The sequence below is a fragment of the Streptomyces sp. NBC_00554 genome (assembly GCF_041431135.1).
Lineage (GTDB): Bacteria > Actinomycetota > Actinomycetes > Streptomycetales > Streptomycetaceae > Streptomyces.
In genome coordinates this window covers 6568271-6585358 of record NZ_CP107799.1, presented here as the reverse complement: position 1 = coordinate 6585358, position 17088 = coordinate 6568271, and the positions used below count along the sequence as shown (strand labels likewise).

At 71.5% G+C, this 17088-nt stretch carries 17 protein-coding genes; 6 read left to right on the top strand and 11 right to left on the bottom strand.

What is annotated here, in order from left to right:
- Positions 1–16 precede the first annotated feature (16 nt).
- Together OG266_RS29060 and OG266_RS29055 are read right to left on the bottom strand one after the other, a co-directional pair.
- Positions 17–736, bottom strand: a complete 720-nt coding sequence (locus OG266_RS29060; RefSeq protein ID WP_371549139.1) for a hypothetical protein — start codon at positions 734–736, stop codon at positions 17–19.
- Position 737: 1 nt separating this feature from the next.
- Positions 738–1271, bottom strand: coding sequence for a sigma-70 family RNA polymerase sigma factor (locus tag OG266_RS29055; RefSeq protein WP_266462180.1), 534 nt, complete (start codon positions 1269–1271; stop codon positions 738–740).
- Positions 1272–1565: 294 nt separating this feature from the next.
- Here OG266_RS29055 and OG266_RS29050 point away from each other — a divergent pair, with 294 nt between their 5' ends.
- The gene (locus OG266_RS29050; RefSeq protein WP_371549137.1) at positions 1566–2582 is read left to right on the top strand and encodes an aspartate-semialdehyde dehydrogenase; all 1017 of its coding nucleotides are present in this window, start codon (positions 1566–1568) and stop codon (positions 2580–2582) included.
- 244 nt (positions 2583–2826) lie between these two features.
- On the opposite strand, the gene OG266_RS29045 is transcribed toward OG266_RS29050, so the two are convergent.
- On the bottom strand, positions 2827–3297 hold the full coding sequence (locus OG266_RS29045) for a DUF1203 domain-containing protein (protein ID WP_371549135.1): 471 nt from the start codon (positions 3295–3297) through the stop codon (positions 2827–2829).
- Between the two features lie 112 nt (positions 3298–3409).
- Between OG266_RS29045 and pepN the strand changes: the two genes are divergently transcribed.
- Positions 3410–5983 carry an aminopeptidase N gene (gene pepN, locus OG266_RS29040; RefSeq protein WP_371549134.1) on the top strand — a complete coding sequence of 858 codons (2574 nt, stop codon included), beginning with the start codon at positions 3410–3412 and terminating at the stop codon, positions 5981–5983.
- 88 nt (positions 5984–6071) lie between these two features.
- Here pepN and OG266_RS29035 read toward each other — a convergent pair whose 3' ends face one another.
- The 4 genes from OG266_RS29035 to OG266_RS29020 all read right to left on the bottom strand — a co-directional run bounded on the left by OG266_RS29035 (position 6072) and on the right by OG266_RS29020 (position 10139).
- On the bottom strand, positions 6072–6842 hold the full coding sequence (locus OG266_RS29035; RefSeq protein WP_371549132.1) for a class I SAM-dependent methyltransferase: 771 nt from the start codon (positions 6840–6842) through the stop codon (positions 6072–6074).
- Between the two features lie 348 nt (positions 6843–7190).
- The gene (locus OG266_RS29030; RefSeq protein WP_371549130.1) at positions 7191–8180 is read right to left on the bottom strand and encodes a LysR substrate-binding domain-containing protein; all 990 of its coding nucleotides are present in this window, start codon (positions 8178–8180) and stop codon (positions 7191–7193) included.
- 23 nt (positions 8181–8203) lie between these two features.
- Positions 8204–9121, bottom strand: a complete 918-nt coding sequence (locus tag OG266_RS29025) for a DMT family transporter (protein ID WP_371553002.1) — start codon at positions 9119–9121, stop codon at positions 8204–8206.
- A 49-nt stretch (positions 9122–9170) separates the two neighbouring features.
- Positions 9171–10139 carry an EamA family transporter gene (locus tag OG266_RS29020; RefSeq protein WP_371549127.1) on the bottom strand — a complete coding sequence of 323 codons (969 nt, stop codon included), beginning with the start codon at positions 10137–10139 and terminating at the stop codon, positions 9171–9173.
- A gap of 123 nt (positions 10140–10262) precedes the next feature.
- Here OG266_RS29020 and OG266_RS29015 point away from each other — a divergent pair, with 123 nt between their 5' ends.
- Positions 10263–10766: a MarR family winged helix-turn-helix transcriptional regulator gene (locus tag OG266_RS29015; protein ID WP_266462158.1), complete on the top strand. Its 504-nt coding sequence runs from the start codon at positions 10263–10265 to the stop codon at positions 10764–10766.
- A gap of 49 nt (positions 10767–10815) precedes the next feature.
- On the opposite strand, the gene OG266_RS29010 is transcribed toward OG266_RS29015, so the two are convergent.
- From OG266_RS29010 to OG266_RS29000, 3 genes are all read right to left on the bottom strand, one after another.
- The gene (locus tag OG266_RS29010) at positions 10816–11061 is read right to left on the bottom strand and encodes a hypothetical protein (RefSeq protein WP_266462156.1); all 246 of its coding nucleotides are present in this window, start codon (positions 11059–11061) and stop codon (positions 10816–10818) included.
- Positions 11062–11150: 89 nt separating this feature from the next.
- On the bottom strand, positions 11151–13232 hold the full coding sequence (gene malQ, locus OG266_RS29005) for a 4-alpha-glucanotransferase (protein WP_371549125.1): 2082 nt from the start codon (positions 13230–13232) through the stop codon (positions 11151–11153).
- Positions 13233–13472, bottom strand: a complete 240-nt coding sequence (locus OG266_RS29000; RefSeq protein ID WP_326726203.1) for a hypothetical protein — start codon at positions 13470–13472, stop codon at positions 13233–13235. It abuts the gene before it with no gap.
- Between the two features lie 233 nt (positions 13473–13705).
- On the opposite strand from OG266_RS29000, the gene OG266_RS28995 reads away from it, so the two are divergent.
- From OG266_RS28995 to OG266_RS28985, 3 genes are read left to right on the top strand one after another with little or no spacing between them, the layout of a single operon-like run.
- Positions 13706–14239, top strand: coding sequence for a PadR family transcriptional regulator (locus OG266_RS28995; RefSeq protein WP_266462146.1), 534 nt, complete (start codon positions 13706–13708; stop codon positions 14237–14239).
- A complete protein-coding gene (locus tag OG266_RS28990; RefSeq protein WP_371549123.1) occupies positions 14236–14961 on the top strand; it encodes an ABC transporter ATP-binding protein in 726 nt (241 codons plus the stop codon). Before OG266_RS28995 ends, OG266_RS28990 begins: the two co-directional genes overlap by 4 nt.
- Positions 14958–16304: an FtsX-like permease family protein gene (locus tag OG266_RS28985; protein WP_371549121.1), complete on the top strand. Its 1347-nt coding sequence runs from the start codon at positions 14958–14960 to the stop codon at positions 16302–16304. Before OG266_RS28990 ends, OG266_RS28985 begins: the two co-directional genes overlap by 4 nt.
- A 102-nt stretch (positions 16305–16406) precedes the next feature.
- On the opposite strand, the gene OG266_RS28980 is transcribed toward OG266_RS28985, so the two are convergent.
- Entirely contained in the window at positions 16407–16943 is a 537-nt protein-coding gene (locus tag OG266_RS28980) for an HNH endonuclease (RefSeq protein WP_266462139.1), read from the bottom strand.
- Between the last annotated feature and the right edge of the window lie 145 nt (positions 16944–17088).

The following is a 17088-nucleotide window of genomic DNA, read 5'->3' as shown; positions in this document are numbered from 1 at the left end:
TCATGCTCCCGGTCGTTCAGCAGGTGATGTCGCGGGAGTCGGGCAAGGCGTCGAGGATCCAGGTCCGTTCCTGGGCGATCTCCTTCTCGCCCGTGGTCCAGATGTCGGGCGACGCCGAGTTGAGCGGGATACCGACCAGGACGTGGTCGCCCTTGTGGAGCCGCGGGTCGACGTTCTCGTCCATCACGAAGGTGATCTGGTCCTTCCCCTTGTCCGGCTTGTAGTAGCGGCTCACGTCGAGGGTGATGCGGTCCAGGGCGGCGCCGGGGACCTGCTCGACCTGCGCGACCGTGCCCTCGGCGACGAGGCGGGAGCAGGCGAGGTAGCCCGGGGCGCTCAGCGAGGAATCCCCGCCCGCTGCCTTCTCCGCGCTGCCCGAGTCGTCGCTGATCGACGAAACTCCGGACCCGGCCTGCATGATGAGCCAGCCCATGCCGACGACCATCGCGGTCGCAACGGTCGCGGCGAGGGTGCCCAGAGCCAGGACCAGGGGACGCCGGGTGCGCTTCCTGGGCGCCCGTACCGGCACCGGCTCCGGCTCCGGCTTCTGCTCTGCCGTTTCCGTCCGGTCCGCGAGCGCATCCCCGATGACCGTCAGCCGCTCGCGCAGCAGCGCCATGTCCGCCACCGCGGACCGGTGCTCCGCCATGAACTCGGTGTCGTCCTGGGCTCCTTCGGGCAGCGGTTCGTCCGTGATCGCGGCCAGGAGCGCGTCGACACCTTCGTACTCGGCCACGTCACACCACCTCGTCCTCGTGCAGGCGGGTGCGCAGTGCCCGTACCGCCGCGTGCAACCTGCTCTTGACCGTGCCCTCCGGGATGCCGAGTTCCTCGGCTATGTCGCGGACGGGCAGGTCGGCGTAGAAGCGCAGGACAAGGACCTGGCGCTGGGAGTCGGGCAGTTCGTCCAGACCCTGGGCGACCGCGAGCGAGAGCACGCTGGAGTCCTCGTCCGAGGGGTGCTCCAACTGCCTCAGCGAGGCCAGGCGTTCACCGAGCCGCTCCTGACGGCGCTTGGCCCGGTGCCAGTCCATCGCCAGGTTGGACGCGACGACCGCCGCCCACGCGGACACGTCACGCGGCGCCTCGTCCCCCTTCGCCGCGCGCTCCAGCAACCGCAGGCGGACCTGCTGAACCCCGTCCGGCAGGTCCGCCTGCGGTACCCCGCCGAGCGCGAGCACCGCCCGCACCCGGCGCTCCTGCGCCGCGTCCAGGGGGTCGTCCACCTCCTGGACGCCCCCCTGGCCGCGGCGGGCCTTTCTGCGCAGCACAGCACCCCTCCCCTCCCGCGTTTCCCCTACGACGCCGGGTCGGGCCGAAACGTTCGCCTGATCCGGCGTTCTCTTTTTTTGGCGCAGCCCCGGAGTCGTACGTCACACCGGTCCGGATACCGGAACGAGGTTCAGGCAGCAAGGCTTGCGGTCCGTCGCTGCGCCGGGCGGATTTCTTCCCCGCCCCGCGTCCCATTCCTCGGGCGGCGCGGGGAAAGGATTGGACACGCGGGCACTGGTCAGACGCATCATGGAAGCGCCGGAACACGTAATACGCAAGCAAAGGGAGTCGCCGTGAGGGTCGGAATCGTCGGAGCCACCGGTCAGGTCGGCACGGTCATGCGCAGGATCCTGGTCGAGCGGGACTTCCCGGTCGACGAGCTGCGTCTGTTCGCCTCGGCCCGCTCGGCCGGGTCGGTCCTCGACGGTGTGACGGTCGAGGACGCCTCCACGGCCGACTACACGGGCCTGGACATCGTCATCTTCTCGGCGGGCGGCGCGACCTCGAAGGCGCTGGCCGAGAAGGTCGCCTCGCAGGGCGCCGTCGTGATCGACAACTCCTCCGCCTGGCGCAGGGACCCGGACGTACCCCTCGTGGTCTCCGAGGTGAACCCGCACGCGATCGCGGACCGGCCCAAGGGCATCATCGCGAACCCGAACTGTACGACGATGGCCGCGATGCCGGTGCTGAAGCCGTTGCACGAGGAGGCGGGCCTCGAGGCCCTCGTCGTCGCCACCTACCAGGCGGTCTCCGGCTCCGGTGTCGCCGGTGTGGCCGAGTTGCACGGCCAGGCCCTCAAGGTCGTCGCCGACGCCGACAAGCTGACCCACGACGGCTCCGCCGTCGACTTCCCCGAGCCGGGGGTCTACAAGCGGCCCATCGCCTTCAACGTGATCCCCCTCGCGGGTTCGATCGTCGAGGACGGGCTGCACGAGACCGACGAGGAGCAGAAGCTCCGCAACGAGTCGCGCAAGATCCTGGAGATCCCCGCGCTCAAGGTCTCCGGCACCTGCGTGCGCGTCCCGGTCTTCTCCGGGCACTCGCTCCAGGTGAACGCCCGCTTTGCGCGGCCGCTGAGCGTGGAGCGCGCCACGGAGCTCCTGGCCGGCGCCCCGGGTGTCGTCCTCTCCGACATCCCGACCCCCCTCGAGGCCGCCGGCAAGGACTCGTCGTACGTGGGCCGCATCCGCTCCGACGAAACCGTCGACAACGGCATCGCCCTCTTCGTCTCCAACGACAACCTCCGCAAGGGCGCGGCGCTCAACGCGGTGCAGATCGCGGAGCTGGTGGCAGCGGAGCTGAAGGGCTGACCGCCGGGGGTGGGTGAGGGTTTTTTTCGCCCCCTCCGCCCCTACCCATTCCCGTCCCTTGGGGGCTCCGCCCCCAAACCCCCGCTCCTCAAACGCCGGAGGGGCTGAATATCTCCCCGGCCGGCGCTAGAAATCTTTCAGCCCGTCCGGCGTTTGAGGACGAGCGCGTCAGCGCGATACGGGGGTCTGGGGGCGGAGCCCCCAGGAACGGGACGGGAAGGGGCGGAGGGGGCGAAAAAACCCACTACCCCCTGCGCACCTCGTACAGGAAGCAGCCGTACTCCACGGCCCGGACGTGGACCAGTGCCACCGCCGGGTCGTCGAAGGCGTTCCGGAAGGCCGCGTCGTCGGGAGCGGCGACCAGTTGTCCGCCCAGGATGCGCCCCTCGGCGGAGTAGCGGCGGACCGTCCGGTGAGCCCCGGTGAAGGGGAGGACGTCCGCGTCCGGCCCCGGGCACGGACCCGCGTGGATGAAGACCGGCCCCTGCTCGTCGTAGGCCCCCGGATCGACGCCCGTCGACGCGGCCCACCGCCGCAACGGCGCGTACGAGACCAGCGCGATCACCTCCCCCGGCGAGCTGCGCCGCAGACAGCAGCGCAGCGGCGCCCCACCCTCCTCATCGGTCACGGGAACCATCCCGCGCCCCGCGTCGTCGACAGAGCGCAGCTCCTTCAGGATCACGGGGGTGATGGCCCGTGCGTTGTACGTAGTCATGGCTCCAGAGTCACGCGCACCCGCCCGCTTCTCCGGCGGGAAACGGACATCGCGTTCCGCGCGGATCCCGTGGAAGGATGGCGCAACCCACCCATAACGAGGAGATGACCGCGTGCCTGGCACAAACCTGACCCGCGAAGAGGCGCAGCAGCGGGCGCAGCTGCTCACCGTTGACTCGTACGAGATCGATCTCGACCTCTCCGGCGCGCAGGAGGGCGGCACCTACAGGTCCGTGACCACGGTGCGCTTCGATGTCGACGAGAACGGCGCGGAGTCCTTCATCGACCTGGTGGCCCCGGCCGTCCACGAGGTCACCCTCAACGGCGACCCGCTGGACGTCGACGCGGTCTTCAAGGACTCGCGGATCGCGCTGCCGGGTCTGCTGGAGGGCCGCAACGTGCTCCGCGTGGTCGCGGACGCCGCGTACACCAACACCGGCGAGGGGCTCCACCGTTTCGTCGACCCCGTCGACCAACAGGCCTACCTCTACACCCAGTTCGAGGTCCCGGACGCGCGCCGCGTCTTCGCGTCGTTCGAGCAGCCCGACCTGAAGGCCACCTTCCAGTTCACCGTGAAGGCGCCCTCGGGCTGGACCGTCATCTCCAACTCGCCGACGCCCGAGCCCAAGGACGACATCTGGGTCTTCGAGCCGACGCCGCGGATCTCGACGTACATCACGGCCTTGATCGTCGGCCCGTACCACAGCGTGCACAGCGTGTACGAGAAGGACGGGCAGTCGGTCCCGCTCGGTATCTACTGCCGTCCCTCGCTGGCCGAGTTCCTCGACTCGGACGCGATCTTCGAGGTCACCCGGCAGGGCTTCGACTGGTTCCAGGAGAAGTTCGCCTACGCGTACCCGTTCAAGAAGTACGACCAGCTCTTCGTGCCGGAGTTCAACGCGGGCGCGATGGAGAACGCGGGCGCGGTGACGATCCGGGACCAGTACGTGTTCCGGTCCAAGGTGACGGACGCCGCGTACGAGGTGCGTGCGGAGACGATCCTGCACGAGCTGGCGCACATGTGGTTCGGCGACCTCGTGACCATGGAGTGGTGGAACGACCTGTGGCTGAACGAGTCGTTCGCCACCTACACCTCCATCGCCTGCCAGGCGTACTCCCCCGACTCGCGCTGGCCGCACTCCTGGACGACCTTCGCCAACTCCATGAAGACGTGGGCGTACCGGCAGGACCAGCTCCCGTCGACGCACCCGATCATGGCGGAGATCCGCGACCTGGACGATGTGCTCGTCAACTTCGACGGGATCACCTACGCCAAGGGCGCGAGCGTGCTCAAGCAGCTCGTCGCGTACGTCGGCATGGACGAGTTCTTCAGCGGTGTGCAGGCGTACTTCAAGGCGCACGCGTACGGCAACACGCGGCTCAGCGATCTGCTGGGCAAGCTGGAGGAGACCAGCGGGCGTGACCTGAAGACCTGGTCGCAGAAGTGGCTGCAGACCGCGGGCATCAACATCCTGCGCCCGGAGATCGAGACGGACGCGAACGGTGTCATCACCTCGTTCGCGATCCGCCAGGAGGCCCCGGCGCTGCCTGCCGGCGCCAAGGGCGAGCCGACGCTCCGCCCGCACCGTATCGCCGTCGGCCTCTACAGCCTGGACGAGACCAGCGGCAAGCTGCTGCGCGACGAGCGCGTGGAGCTGGACGTCGACGGCGATCTGACGGCCGTACCGGAGCTGGTCGGCAAGCGCCGCCCGGACGTCTTCCTGCTCAACGACGACGACCTGTCGTACGCGAAGGTCCGCCTCGACGAGGACTCTCTCGCCTTCGTCACCGAGCACCTGGGTGACTTCGAGTCCTCCCTCCCCCGTGCCCTGTGCTGGGCCTCGGCCTGGGACATGACGCGCGACGCGGAGCTCGCGACCCGCGACTACCTGTCCCTCGTCCTGTCGGGCATCGGCAAGGAGTCGGACATCGGTGTCGTGCAGTCGCTGCACCGCCAGGTGAAGCTGGCGATCGAGCTGTACGCCGACCCGAACGCCCGCGAGACCCTGCTGACCCGCTGGACCGACGCCACGCTGGCCCACCTGCGGGCGGCCGAGCCGGGCAGCGACCACCAGCTGGCCTGGGCGCGCGCCTTCGCGGCGACGGCCCGTACGCCGGAGCAGCTGGACCTCCTGGAGGGGCTGCTCGAAGGCCGGGAGACCATCGAGGGCCTGGCCGTCGACACCGAGCTGCGCTGGTCGTTCGTGGAGCAGCTGGCAGCGGTCGGCCGCTACGACGAGGCGGAGATCACCGCCGAGTACGAGCGGGACAAGACGGCGGCGGGTGAGCGTCACGCGGCCACGGCCCGTGCCGCGCGTCCCACCGAGGAGGCGAAGGCGGAGGCCTGGGCCCAGGTCGTCGAGTCCGACAAGCTCCCGAACGCCGTCCAGGAAGCGGTGATCGGCGGTTTCGTGCAGACCGGCCAGCGCGAGCTGCTCGCCTCCTACACGGACAAGTTCTTCGCCGTGGTGAAGGACATCTGGGACTCCCGCTCGCACGAGATCGCCCAGCAGATCGCGATCGGCCTCTACCCGTCGATCCAGGTCTCCGAGGAGACCCTCGCCAAGACGGACGCGTGGCTGGCCTCCGCCGAGCCCAACGCGGCCCTGCGGCGGCTGATTTCGGAATCCCGCTCGGGTGTCGAGCGGGCGCTGAAGGCACAGGCTGCGGACGCGGCCGCGTCGTAGTCGGTTCTACGGGTTCTACGTGAAGGGGGGCGTCCGGCATTGTGCCGGGCGCCCCCCCCTCACGCTCGGCGGGAGCGCGACCCGGTACTCATGACTTGCGCGCGGTGAGGACCGGCTGGAAGAAGCCGCTGGCTTCCGGTGCCGCCCACTCGGGTCCGGTGAAGCCCGCCTCGGTGACGAAGCCGGTCAACCGGTCTCGGGTCAGGGCCCAGTAGGTGGTGCGCCGCACCTTGACGCGCCAGTCGTCGCCGTCCGGAAGGAGCTGGAAGAGCTCCAGGTCGTAGCGTTCGCCGTCCTTGTGCCAGTCCCAGAGCTGGAAGGTGACGGCTCGGCCGTCCGGCGTCCGCGCGAGCTGCGGAGGGGTCGAGACGGGCCGGGACCGCAGGATCTCGTCGTACGGGCGGGTACTGAGGATCAGCAGTCCGCCCTCGCGGAGGACGCGGCGCATCTCGGCGAGCGCCGTGCGTACGTCCTCCTCGGCGAGCAGGTGGGGCAGGGCGTTGTCGGCACAGACGACGACGTCGAATACGGCGTCGGCGAAGGGCAGGTGCCGCATGTCGGCTGCCGCCGTGGGCAGTTGGAGCCCTCGGAGCGCCGCCTCACGCGCCGCACGGCCGACCGCGACCCGGCTGAGGTCGGAACCCGTGACCCGGTGACCGCGCAGGGCGAGCGCGATCGCCTGGGTGCCGATCCCGCAGGAGCAGTCCAGCACCGCCGCGGTCCCGGCACCGAGCCGCGCGCCAACCATCGCGTCCAGGGCTTCGCCCTGCCGGGCCATGCTCGCGTCCCAGTCGGCGAAGATGAGGTGGTAGTCGGCCGCGAACTGATCGTAGAACCGTGCCACCGAAGCGTCGTCCATACTGCCCACCCCAGCAGCATGCCCGACCGGGCGCTCGGAGTCAGCGGGCCAGGGCATGTCCGACGATTTCCATCGTCGCCCGGAGCGCGGCCTCGCGGCGTGATCGCCCCGGAGGTCGGCCTCGCGACGTCAGGTGGCGAGAGTGCGTGCATGACGTCCCGTGCATGGCTTCACGAGGCGGACGGGAATGGTCAGACGGGCGCCGGCCTCGCGGCGCCGAATGCGTGCTCTCGGCGCGCCCTGCGTGGAACCCCGTACCGGACGCACTTGGGCCTGCGCACGGTGCGGCGACGGCCCCCGCCCGAGCCTCGGGGTACGTGCATGCCGTCGCGAGGCAGCCGGGAACCGTCAGACAGGCGCCAGCCGCGCGGCCGCGTCCCGCAGGGCGTCGAGTACGTGGCCCACGGCGGGTGCGTCCTCGGCTCCCCGGCGCACCGCGGCGACCACGTGCCGGTGCGGACGGTCCGCGGCCAGTTCCCGCATGACGACGCCGTCCCGGCGTACGGAAGCCATCCGAGGCACCAGGGCGACGCCCATTCCCGCCTCGACCATGGCCAGGATGGCCGTCCACCCGGCCGCGGAGTGCCCCTGGTGGGGGCTGAACCCGGCGGCCTCGCACGCCGCCCGGGTGATCTCCGACCATGGCCCGCTGCCGCCGAAGATCCACGGTTCGGCGGCGAAGTCGGCGAGCCGCACGGCCGGCGCCGACGCCAGCGGATGAGCTCGCGGCAGGGCCAGATCGAGCGGATCGGCGAGCAACGGCACCCGGGTGAACCGCGGATCCGCCGCGGACGGCGCCTGCGCGGCCAGCGACAGCGCGAGGTCCACCGAGCCCGCGCCGAGCAGTTCGTACGCCTGAGCCGCCTCGGCCTCCCGCACCTGCACGGTGATCCCCGGATGCGCCTCGCCCAGCGCCCGTACGGCGGGTACGACCAGCGCGGGCACGGCGGTCGAGAAGGCGCCCACCCGCACCTCCCCCACCTCGCCCTGCACATACGCGGCCAACTCCGCGTCCGCCCGCTCCAGTTGCTCGAACACCGCCTCCGCGTGCCGCAGCACGAGCTCCGCCGCGCCGGTGAGCCGCACCCGCCGCCCCGAGGCCTCCAGCAACGGCACCCCGAGCTGCTTGGCGAGATTCGTCAGCTGCTGCGACACGGCCGAGGGCGTGAGCACCAGCGCCTCCGCGGTCGCGGTGACGGTCCCGTACTCCCGCAGAGCCCGCAGAATGCGCAGCTTCTTGATGTCCCACCTGTCGTACCTGTCGTACCTGTCACGTCTGTCGTAGCTGTCATCGCGGTCGGAGGTGTCATCGCGGTCGGAGCTGTCGTACTCGGCCATGGCGGCAACCTATCCACACCCGGTCAGCGGGTCCCGCGGGCGGCGCCGAGGACGACTCCGCCGAGGATCAAGGCCATGCAGAGCAGCTGCGTCATGGTCGTCCGCTCGCCCAGGACGGCGTACGACAGGGCCGCGACGCACACCGGCTGGAGGTAGTAGACCGCTCCGGCGCGGGCCGCGCCGATCAGGGAGATCGCCTTGTTCCAGGCGAAGAACGCGACGGCGGAGGAGGCGACCCCCACATAGAGGAGGGGGCCGACGGTCGCGCGGGTGGGGGCGAAGGTCCCCTCGGCGCTCACGCTCATCGCGTACGCCGGGAGCAGCATCGCCGTGCCCAGGGCGAAGGTCGCGAACAGGAAGGTGAGACCGGTGAGTTCGGCGGGCCTGCGGCGCAGGAGCGCGCTGTACGACGCGAAGCAGGTCGCCGCCGCGATCATCCAGAGGTCGCCCGTCGTGAAGTCCGCGATCGACAGCGAGCCCTTGCCGACCAGGAGCACGACGCCCACGCAGGCGATCAGCATGCCGACGACACGGCGCGCTCCCAGACGTACGCCGCCGACCCGTTCGTACACCGCCATCAGGACCGGCGACGCGGCCATGATCATGCCCATGTTGCCCGCGGAGGTGGAGACGCCAGCCTGGTTGACCAGGGTGTTGTAGACGGTGACGCCGAGGAGGGCGGCCAGGAGGACGAAGCGGAGGTGGCGTCGCAGGAGCGCCCGCTGCCGCCAGGCCTCACGCGCCGCGAACGGGGCGACCGCCACCAGCGCGATCACCCAGCGCCAGAACGCCTGTTGCACGGGCGGCACGCTGTCGTGCAGGGCACGGGCGGCGACGAAGCTGCCGGACCAGACGACCGTGGCGACGACGGCGAGCGCGAGACCGGCGGTCCCGTTTCTCGCCGTGCTGCCGCTCGGACTGTGCGTACGGGTCCGGTCCAGGACTGCCACGTATGTCCCTTGCCTTTCGGTGGTCGGGGGAGGTTCCCGACTACCGTCGCAAGGCAGGACCTGTCACGTCCATCGAATCTTTTCGAGCATTCCTTTCAGGAGAACTGAAAGGTCCGACGCCCGCACTCGGCGTGCGCGGCGTGCGCGGCCTCAGCTGACCGAAGACCGTCGCCCCGAACGCCACCGCCATGCCCGCCAACTGCACCGGCGTCAGCGCCTGCCCGAGCGCCGCCCAGCCGATCACGGCCGCCGTCAGCGGCGAGAGCGGGCCGAGGAAGGTCACCTGCGTGGCGCTGAGCCTGCCGATGCCGCGGAACCAGAGCCAGTACGCGACCGCCGTGTTCGCCAGCGCGAGGTACAGATAGCCGCCGACCGCCCGGCCGTCCAGCGCGGGCGGCGCGCCCTCGACGAAGAGGGCGACCGGCGCGATCAGCAGTCCGCCGGCCGTCAACTGCCAGGCGGTGAGCGCCAGTGGGCCGACCCCGTCCGGCCGCCCCCACCGCTTGGTGAGCACCGTGCCGGTGGACATCGACGCGGTCGAGGCGAGCGCCGCGAGCACGCCCACCAGGTCGAGCGCGCCCGCCGACTGCAGCACGACGAGGCTGACCCCGAGGGCGGCGGCGATACCGGTGAGGAGGGTACGCAGCGTTGGGCGGTCGCCGAGCAGCAGCGCCGAGAGGCCCGCGACGAACAGCGGCCCGATCGAGCCGACGACCGCCGCCATACCGCCCGGCAGCCGGTACGCGGAGAGGAACAGCAGCGGGAAGAACGCGCCGATGTTCAGCGCGCCCAGCACCGCCGCCTTCCCCCACCAGACGCCGCGCGGCAGCACCCGGGCCAGCGCGAGGAGCAGCAGTCCGGCGGGCAGCGCCCGCATCAGCCCGGTGAACAGCGGCCGGTCGGCCGGCAGGAACTCGGTGGTGACGGCGTAGGTACTGCCCCAGGAGATGGGGGCGAGCGCGGTGACGGCTACGAGGAGGGCGGGGAGGGCGGGACGGGTCGCGGTCATGAAAGTAGCTTAGCCCTAAGCTACTTTCCAGCAAGCCACTTTCAACAAATCTACTTTTGACTAAGCAACTTTCCGCCAAGCTACTTTCTTGCGACCGACCGGTCCGCGACGGATACTCGCCCCATGAACACGCCCAAAGACCCCGTCGACGCGATCATCGAGCAGTGGGCCTCGGTGCGGCCCGACCTGGACACCGCCGCTATGGAGGTCTTCGGGCGGATCTACCGGCTCTCCCGCACGATGGGCGACCGCATGGAGAAGGCGTACGCGCGCTTCGGCATCGCGCGTGGCGAGTTCGACGTACTGGCGACCCTGCGCCGCTCGGACGCCCCGTACACGCTCTCTCCCCGGCAGCTCTCGGCGACGCTCATGCTCACCACCGGCGGGATGACCGGGCGCCTGGACAAACTGGAGCGTGCGGGACTGCTGCGCCGCTCACCCGATCCGCACGACCGGCGCGGGCTCCAGGTGACGCTCACGGACGAGGGCCTCGCACTGATCGACCAGGCCGTCGGGGCGGGTCTCGCCGTCCAGACGGAAGCCCTGTCCGCCCTGAACGAGGAACAGGCCGGCCAACTGGCCGACCTGTTGAGGGAGTTGCTCGCCGGAACCGGCGCCAACGCGTGACGGAGAGAGCTGGGACCGGATCTGATCCAGCCCCGCTTCCCGCCTACGGCTAGCTCTGCTTCTGGCCCAGGTTCTTGTCGGACTTGTCGAGGACCATCACGAGGCCCGCGATGACCCCGAACAGCACGAGCGGCGTCAGCACGAAAAGACCCAGCGTGTCGATCACGCTCAGGCCCGTGCCGGGGTCGTCACCGTCGTCGCGGGTCAGCGCGAGCGCGGGAGACGTCATGAGCAGCATCATCAGCGTCGTACCGGCAGCCAGGGCGCCGGCGCGCAGGGCGTTCTTCTTGTCCACGGTGCCAACGTAGCGAACGCCCGAGTGGGCCGCGCGCCCGGGGGTGCCGTACGGAGGTCCCGGCGACTCCCGCCCGCGCCCCCGCCGCCTCACGCACGCACCCGCAGCACGTCGATCAACGCGTGCAGCCGGGGCGAGGCCGCCAACTCCTCCAGTGTCACCGGCCGGCCCTCCGCGTCGGCGATGGGCAGCCGCCAGTTCGGATACTGGTCCCACGTGCCGGGCAGGTTCTGCGGGCGGCGGTCGCCGACCGTGTCCGGGAGCCAGACGCCGATCATCCGGGCCGGAGTGCGCAGCAGGAACCGGTGCACGGCCTGGATCTCGGCCTCCTCCGAGACCGCGGACAGCCCGCCGGTCGCGCCCTGCAGCAGTCCGAGCCGGTTGAGCAGCGCCAGCCACTCCCCCGTCTCGGCGGCCGCGGCGGCCCGCTCCTCCGCCAAGGTGCCCGTCAACAGGCCCAGCCGGTCGCGGAGTTCAACGTGTTCGCCGGTGAGCCGGGCGGCGGTGGACGGGAGGTCGTGGGTGGTGGCGGTGGCCAGGCAGTCGGCGCGCCAGCGTTCGGGGGGAAGGGGCAGTCCGTCGCCGTCCCAGTCGCGTTCGAACCACAGCACCGAGGTGCCGAGCACCCCGCGCTCGTGCAGCGTCTCGCGCACACCGGGTTCGACGGTGCCGAGGTCCTCGCCGATCACCAGCGCCCCGGCGCGCGAGGCCTCCAGGGCCAGTACCGCGAGCATCGCCTCGGCGTCGTAACGGACGTACGTCCCTTCCGTGGGCGGCTGCCCCTGTGGAACCCACCAGAGCCGGAACAGGCCCATGACGTGGTCGATGCGCAGGGCGCCCGCGTACCGGAAGAGGGCGCGCAGGAGGCGGCGGTAGGGGGCGTAGCCGGACTCGGCCAGGCGGTCGGGTCTCCAGGGCGGCAGGCCCCAGTCCTGGCCGCGTGCATTGAAGGCGTCCGGGGGCGCGCCGACCGACATGCCCGCGGCGAAGTACTCCTGCTGCGCCCAGGCGTCGGCCCCGTCCGGATGCACCCCGACCGCGAGGTCGTGCACGAGTCCCACGGCCATGCCCGCGTCGCGCGCGGAGCGCTGGGCGGTGGCGAGTTGGGCGTCGGTGAGCCAGGCGAGGCGGCTGTGGAAGTCGACGCGGTCCATCAACTCGCCCCGGGCGCGGGCGGTTTCGGGCGAACGCGGATCGCGCAGGCCTTCCGGCCACTGCTGCCACCGGGAGCCGTACACCTCGGCGAGCGCGCACCAGGTGGCGTGGTCCTCCAGCGCCTCGCCCTCCTCGGCGAGGAAGTCGACGTACGCGGCCCGCCGCCCGGGCCCGAGCGGCACCTCGCGCACCAGCTCCAGCGCCTCGCGCTTGAGCTCCCACACGGCGTCGCGGTCGATCAACTCGCCCTTGCTCAGCACGGATTCACGCAGCCGCGCGGCGCCCTCCAGGAGCGTACGCACCCGGTCACGGTCCTCGACGTAGCCGAACTCGGGGATGTCCTCGACCCGCAGATGCACCGGGTCGGGGAACCGGCGGGAGGAGGGCCGGTACGGGGAGGGATCGGTGGGGGCGCCGGGCACGGCCGCGTGCAACGGGTTGACCTGCACGAATCCGGCGCCCAGCGCACGGCCCGCCCAGGCGGTGAGTTCGGCGAGGTCGCCCAGGTCGCCCATGCCCCAGGAGCGGCGGGAGAGGAGGGAGTAGAGCTGGACGAGGAGTCCGTACGTGCGTCCGGGCGGTGACGGCAGGCGTGCGGGGGCGACGACGAGGTGGGCGTCGGCGGTGCGGCCGTCGGGAGCGGCGACGTGCAACGCGTGGACGCCGGGCGGGAGTTGCTCGGCGGATGCGCGGGTCTCGCCCTGTTCGGTGTCGATGCGGACGCGGGTGCCGTCGGGCAGTCCGGCCAGTTCCCCGGGCAGCCGGCCGCCCCAGCACACCACCGTCGGTGGCAGCAGCCTGTCCCGCGTCTCGGCCTCCCGGGACGCGAGGGCGGCGCCGATGGCCTCCGGCGTGCTCGCGTCGACGCCGAGCGCCGCCAGCACCGCGACGACCGCGGCGTCCGAGGACGCGACCGTACGGTCCTGGGACGGGCTGTAGGAGGTGGCGACGCCGTGCAGTCCGGCGAGCCGGGACAGCGGCGTCGAGGGAGGGTCCGCGGGGCGGCCAGGTGCCATCTAGACCCCCGACGCGGCGCCGGTGGAGGTGGGCTCGCTCGTCAGGTGCGCCGCGTCGGCCAGCGGCGGCTCGCTGGTCAGCGGCTCGGCGTCGGGGAGTGGGGGCTCGCTGGTCAGCGGGGTCTCGGCGCAGGTGCTCTCCGCGCTGAAGACGCACAGCTGCGGGTCCTGAAGGTCGGCGGACGGTTCCGCCCCGCGTTTGGAGAGGGCCGAGAGCAGAAGGTGTGCCGATGCGGCCACGAGGGTCTCCTTGTCGTCGTACGGCTGGAAGCGGGTTACCGCAGCCCTACCCAGCGGGCGCGACGGCAGACGTACACGGACGAACAACGTGGTAGTGGTCACGTTCTGTTCCCGCGCAACCCCTCCAGGTTGGTGCAAGCAGGTCATTTCGGCCACTCTCGTCGCCGCCGCTCGCGAGACTTTCCCGGGCTCACTATTCACTCACTACATATATCGAGTACATAATGAACCGCATGAGCACCCGCCACATCCTGCTGGGGCTGCTCGCCGGAGGTCCCAGCCATGGGTACGACCTCAAGCGACGCCACGACGAACGCTTCCCGCAGGCCCGCCCGTTGGCCTACGGGCAGGTCTACACAACCTTGCAGCGGCTGGTCCGCGACGGTCTCGCGGAGGTCGAGGGGACCGGCTCGGACGGCGGCCCGGAGCGGACGCTGTACCGCTCGACCGACGACGGATCACGCGAACTGGCCCACTGGGCAGGGGAGATCACCCCGCCCGCGCCCTTCGTGACCAACGAGATCTTCGCCAAGGTCGTCGTCGCGATCCTCGCCTCGGCGGATCCGGCCGGCTACCTGGCGGCGCAACGCGCCGCGCACATGGCGCGGATGCGCGAGCTCACGTCGCTGAAGACCGCGCCCGGCGCCGGTCTCGCGACCGTCCTCTCGGCCGACTACGCCCTCAACCACCTTGACGCCGACCTCCGTTGGATGACCACGACGGCGGCCCGGCTCACCACTCTGACCGCGGAGGTCGACGCAGCATGAGCAACCCACTCCTGGCAGCCAGGGGCCTGTTCAAGGCGCACGGTGCCACCCGGGCCCTGCGCGGCGCCTCGGTGGACCTGCGCGCGGGCGAGATCCTGGCCGTCACCGGGGCCAGCGGCAGCGGCAAGTCCACGCTGCTGCACTGCCTCTGCGGCATCGTCCGCCCGGAGGAGGGCACGGTGCACTACGACGGTGAGCGCCTGGACCGCCTCCCCGAGAAACGGCTCAGCGAACTGCGGCGCACCGACTTCGGGGTGGTGTTCCAGTTCGGTCAGCTGATCCCCGAACTGACCGCGCTCGACAACGTGGCGCTGCCGCTGATGCTCGCGGGCACGGCGCGTACGACGGCCCAGGAGCGGGCGGGCGAGTGGCTGGAGCGGTTCGGCGTACGCGGGCAGGAGGCGCTGCGGCCCGGTGAGATGAGCGGCGGCCAGGCGCAGCGGGTGTCGCTCGCGCGGGCCCTCGTGACCGGCCCGAGGATCGTCTTCGCGGACGAGCCGACCGGCGCGCTGGACTCCCTCGCCGGGGAGCAGGTGATGACCGCGCTGGTGCACACGGCCCGCGAGTCGGGTACGGCGGTCCTGCTGATCACGCATGACGCGCAGGTGGCGGCGTACGCGGATCGGGAGGTCGCGCTGCGGGACGGGGTTGTGGCCGGCAACGGGACCGGCGGCCCCGCGGTCGGCTCGGCGGTCGACGCGTCCGTGGAGGTGTCCCCGTGAGGACCGATCTCAGGCTCGCGCTGCTGCTGACCCGCGGTTCCGACCGGCGGGAGTGGTGGCGGATCACGCTCACGGCCGTGGGGGCGGGGCTCGCCACCGGCTTCGGTCTTGCCGCGGTCGCGGTCGCCTCGCTGCGGGGGCTGCACCACCTGTCCATCGGCAACGGTCTGCTCGACCGTCCCGGCGAGCGCTCCGGCATCGTCCTCACGCTGCTTCTCCTGCTCGTCCCGGTGCTCGGCTTCCTCGGGCAGTGCGCCCGGATCGGTGCCGTACACCGCGACAGGCGGCTGGCCGGGCTGCGCCTGGCGGGGGCCTCTCCGGCCCAGGTGCGGCGGATCGCCGCGCTGGAGGCGGGGCTCACGTGCCTCGTGGGCTCGGCGGTCGCCACCGTCTTCTCCGTGCTGCTCCTGCTGGTCGAGTGGCAGCATCCGCCGGTCACCGTCTGGGCGGGGTTCGCGGTGATCGCCGTGGCCGTGCCCCTGCTGGGCGCGCTGGTGAGCACGCTCGCGCTGCGCCGCGTGGTCGCCTCGCCGCTGGGCTGGGTGCGGCGGACGCGACCGAGCACGGGCCGGGGGCCGGGCACAGCGTTCCTGATGGCGGCACCGGTGATCCTGTTCGTGGGGCTCGTCATGGCCCCGGACGACTTCGGCGGGTTCGGCACGGCGCCGCCGCTCGTCCTGGGCGTGGTGATCGTCACCGGTGCGGGCGCCGTACGGGTGACCGGCGCCACCGCCCGCCTCACCGGCCGCCGGCTCGCGGCCCGCACCGGAGACCCGGCGACACTCATCGCCGCCGAGCGCCTGCGCGACGACCCGTGGGCGGCTGCCCGCACCCACGCGGCGGTCCTGCTGGTGACCGTGGTGGGGACCGGTTTCATCGGCGTACGGCAGGTGCTGCTCGACACACTCCACACGCGCGGCCCCGAGATGATGGCCTTGGACATGTCCTTCTACACGACCGGTGTCAATCTGACGGGCGCCGCGATCCTGGTCGCCGTGGCGATCACCCTCTCCGGCCTCGCCGTCGGCACCGCCGAGTCACTGGCCACCCGGCGCCGCGGGCTGGCCGCGCAGGCCGCCGCCGGGGTGCCGCACGCCGTACTCGGCCGGGCGCTGCTCCTGGAGACGGCCCTGCCGCTGGCCCCCGCGGTCGCGCTGGCCGGCGCCGGGGGCATGGCGATCAGCGTCTGGTACGCGGTGCTCGCCGACGGCGACGGCGGATCGGTGCCGCTGCTGCCCCTGCTGGTCCCCGTCGCCGTGTATGCCGCATGCCTGCTTGCCGCCGCCACGTCACTGCCGCTGCTGCGCCGCTCCGTCCACCCGGCGGAGCTGCGCTATGCGTGACATTTCGCACAACTGCTGTACGCGGGCATGACGGCCGGCTCCCCGGGAGGCACAGGGGTCCTCCCGGGGAGCCGGAACGAGGCAAGACGAAGGCCCGGATCGTCAGGCGGAAATGCCGTCGATCCGGGCCATCGCGTCTTCCGCGCCGTACGGCTGCAGGTAAGGCAGCCAGCGCGGGTCCCTATGTCCGGTTCCGATGATGCGCCAGGCGAGCCCCGATGGCGGGGCGGGTTTATGGCGCAGGCGCCAGCCGATCTCGACCAGGTGACGGTCGGCCTTGGTGTGGTTGCAGCGGCGGCATGAAGCCACCACGTTCTCCCAGGCGTGCTGACCTCCGCGGGAGCGCGGGATGACGTGGTCGACGCTGGTTGCGACGCCACCGCAGTACATGCACCGGCCGCCGTCGCGGGCGAAGAGCGCGCGACGGGTGAGCGGAACGGGCCCCCGATAAGGGACCCGTACGAACCTCTTCAGCCGGACCACGCTGGGTGCGGGGACAGTAACGGTCGCGCTATGCATAAAGGCGCCGGATTCCTCGAGGCTGACAGCCTTGTTCTCCAGTACGAGGACGAGCGCGCGGCGGAGCGGTACGACGCCGAGCGGCTCGTACGACGCGTTGAGGACCAGGACGTGCGGCACGGATGCCTCCTTGTACGCCGGCGGCGCGTGGCTCGCGCCGGGACGATCTGTGGCCAGTGTCCCCGAATGCCTGGTGGAAGCGCCACCATGTCCCGGTAACGGGCTGGGAGTGTTTTCGACCACACACTCTTCATCCCCAGGTGAG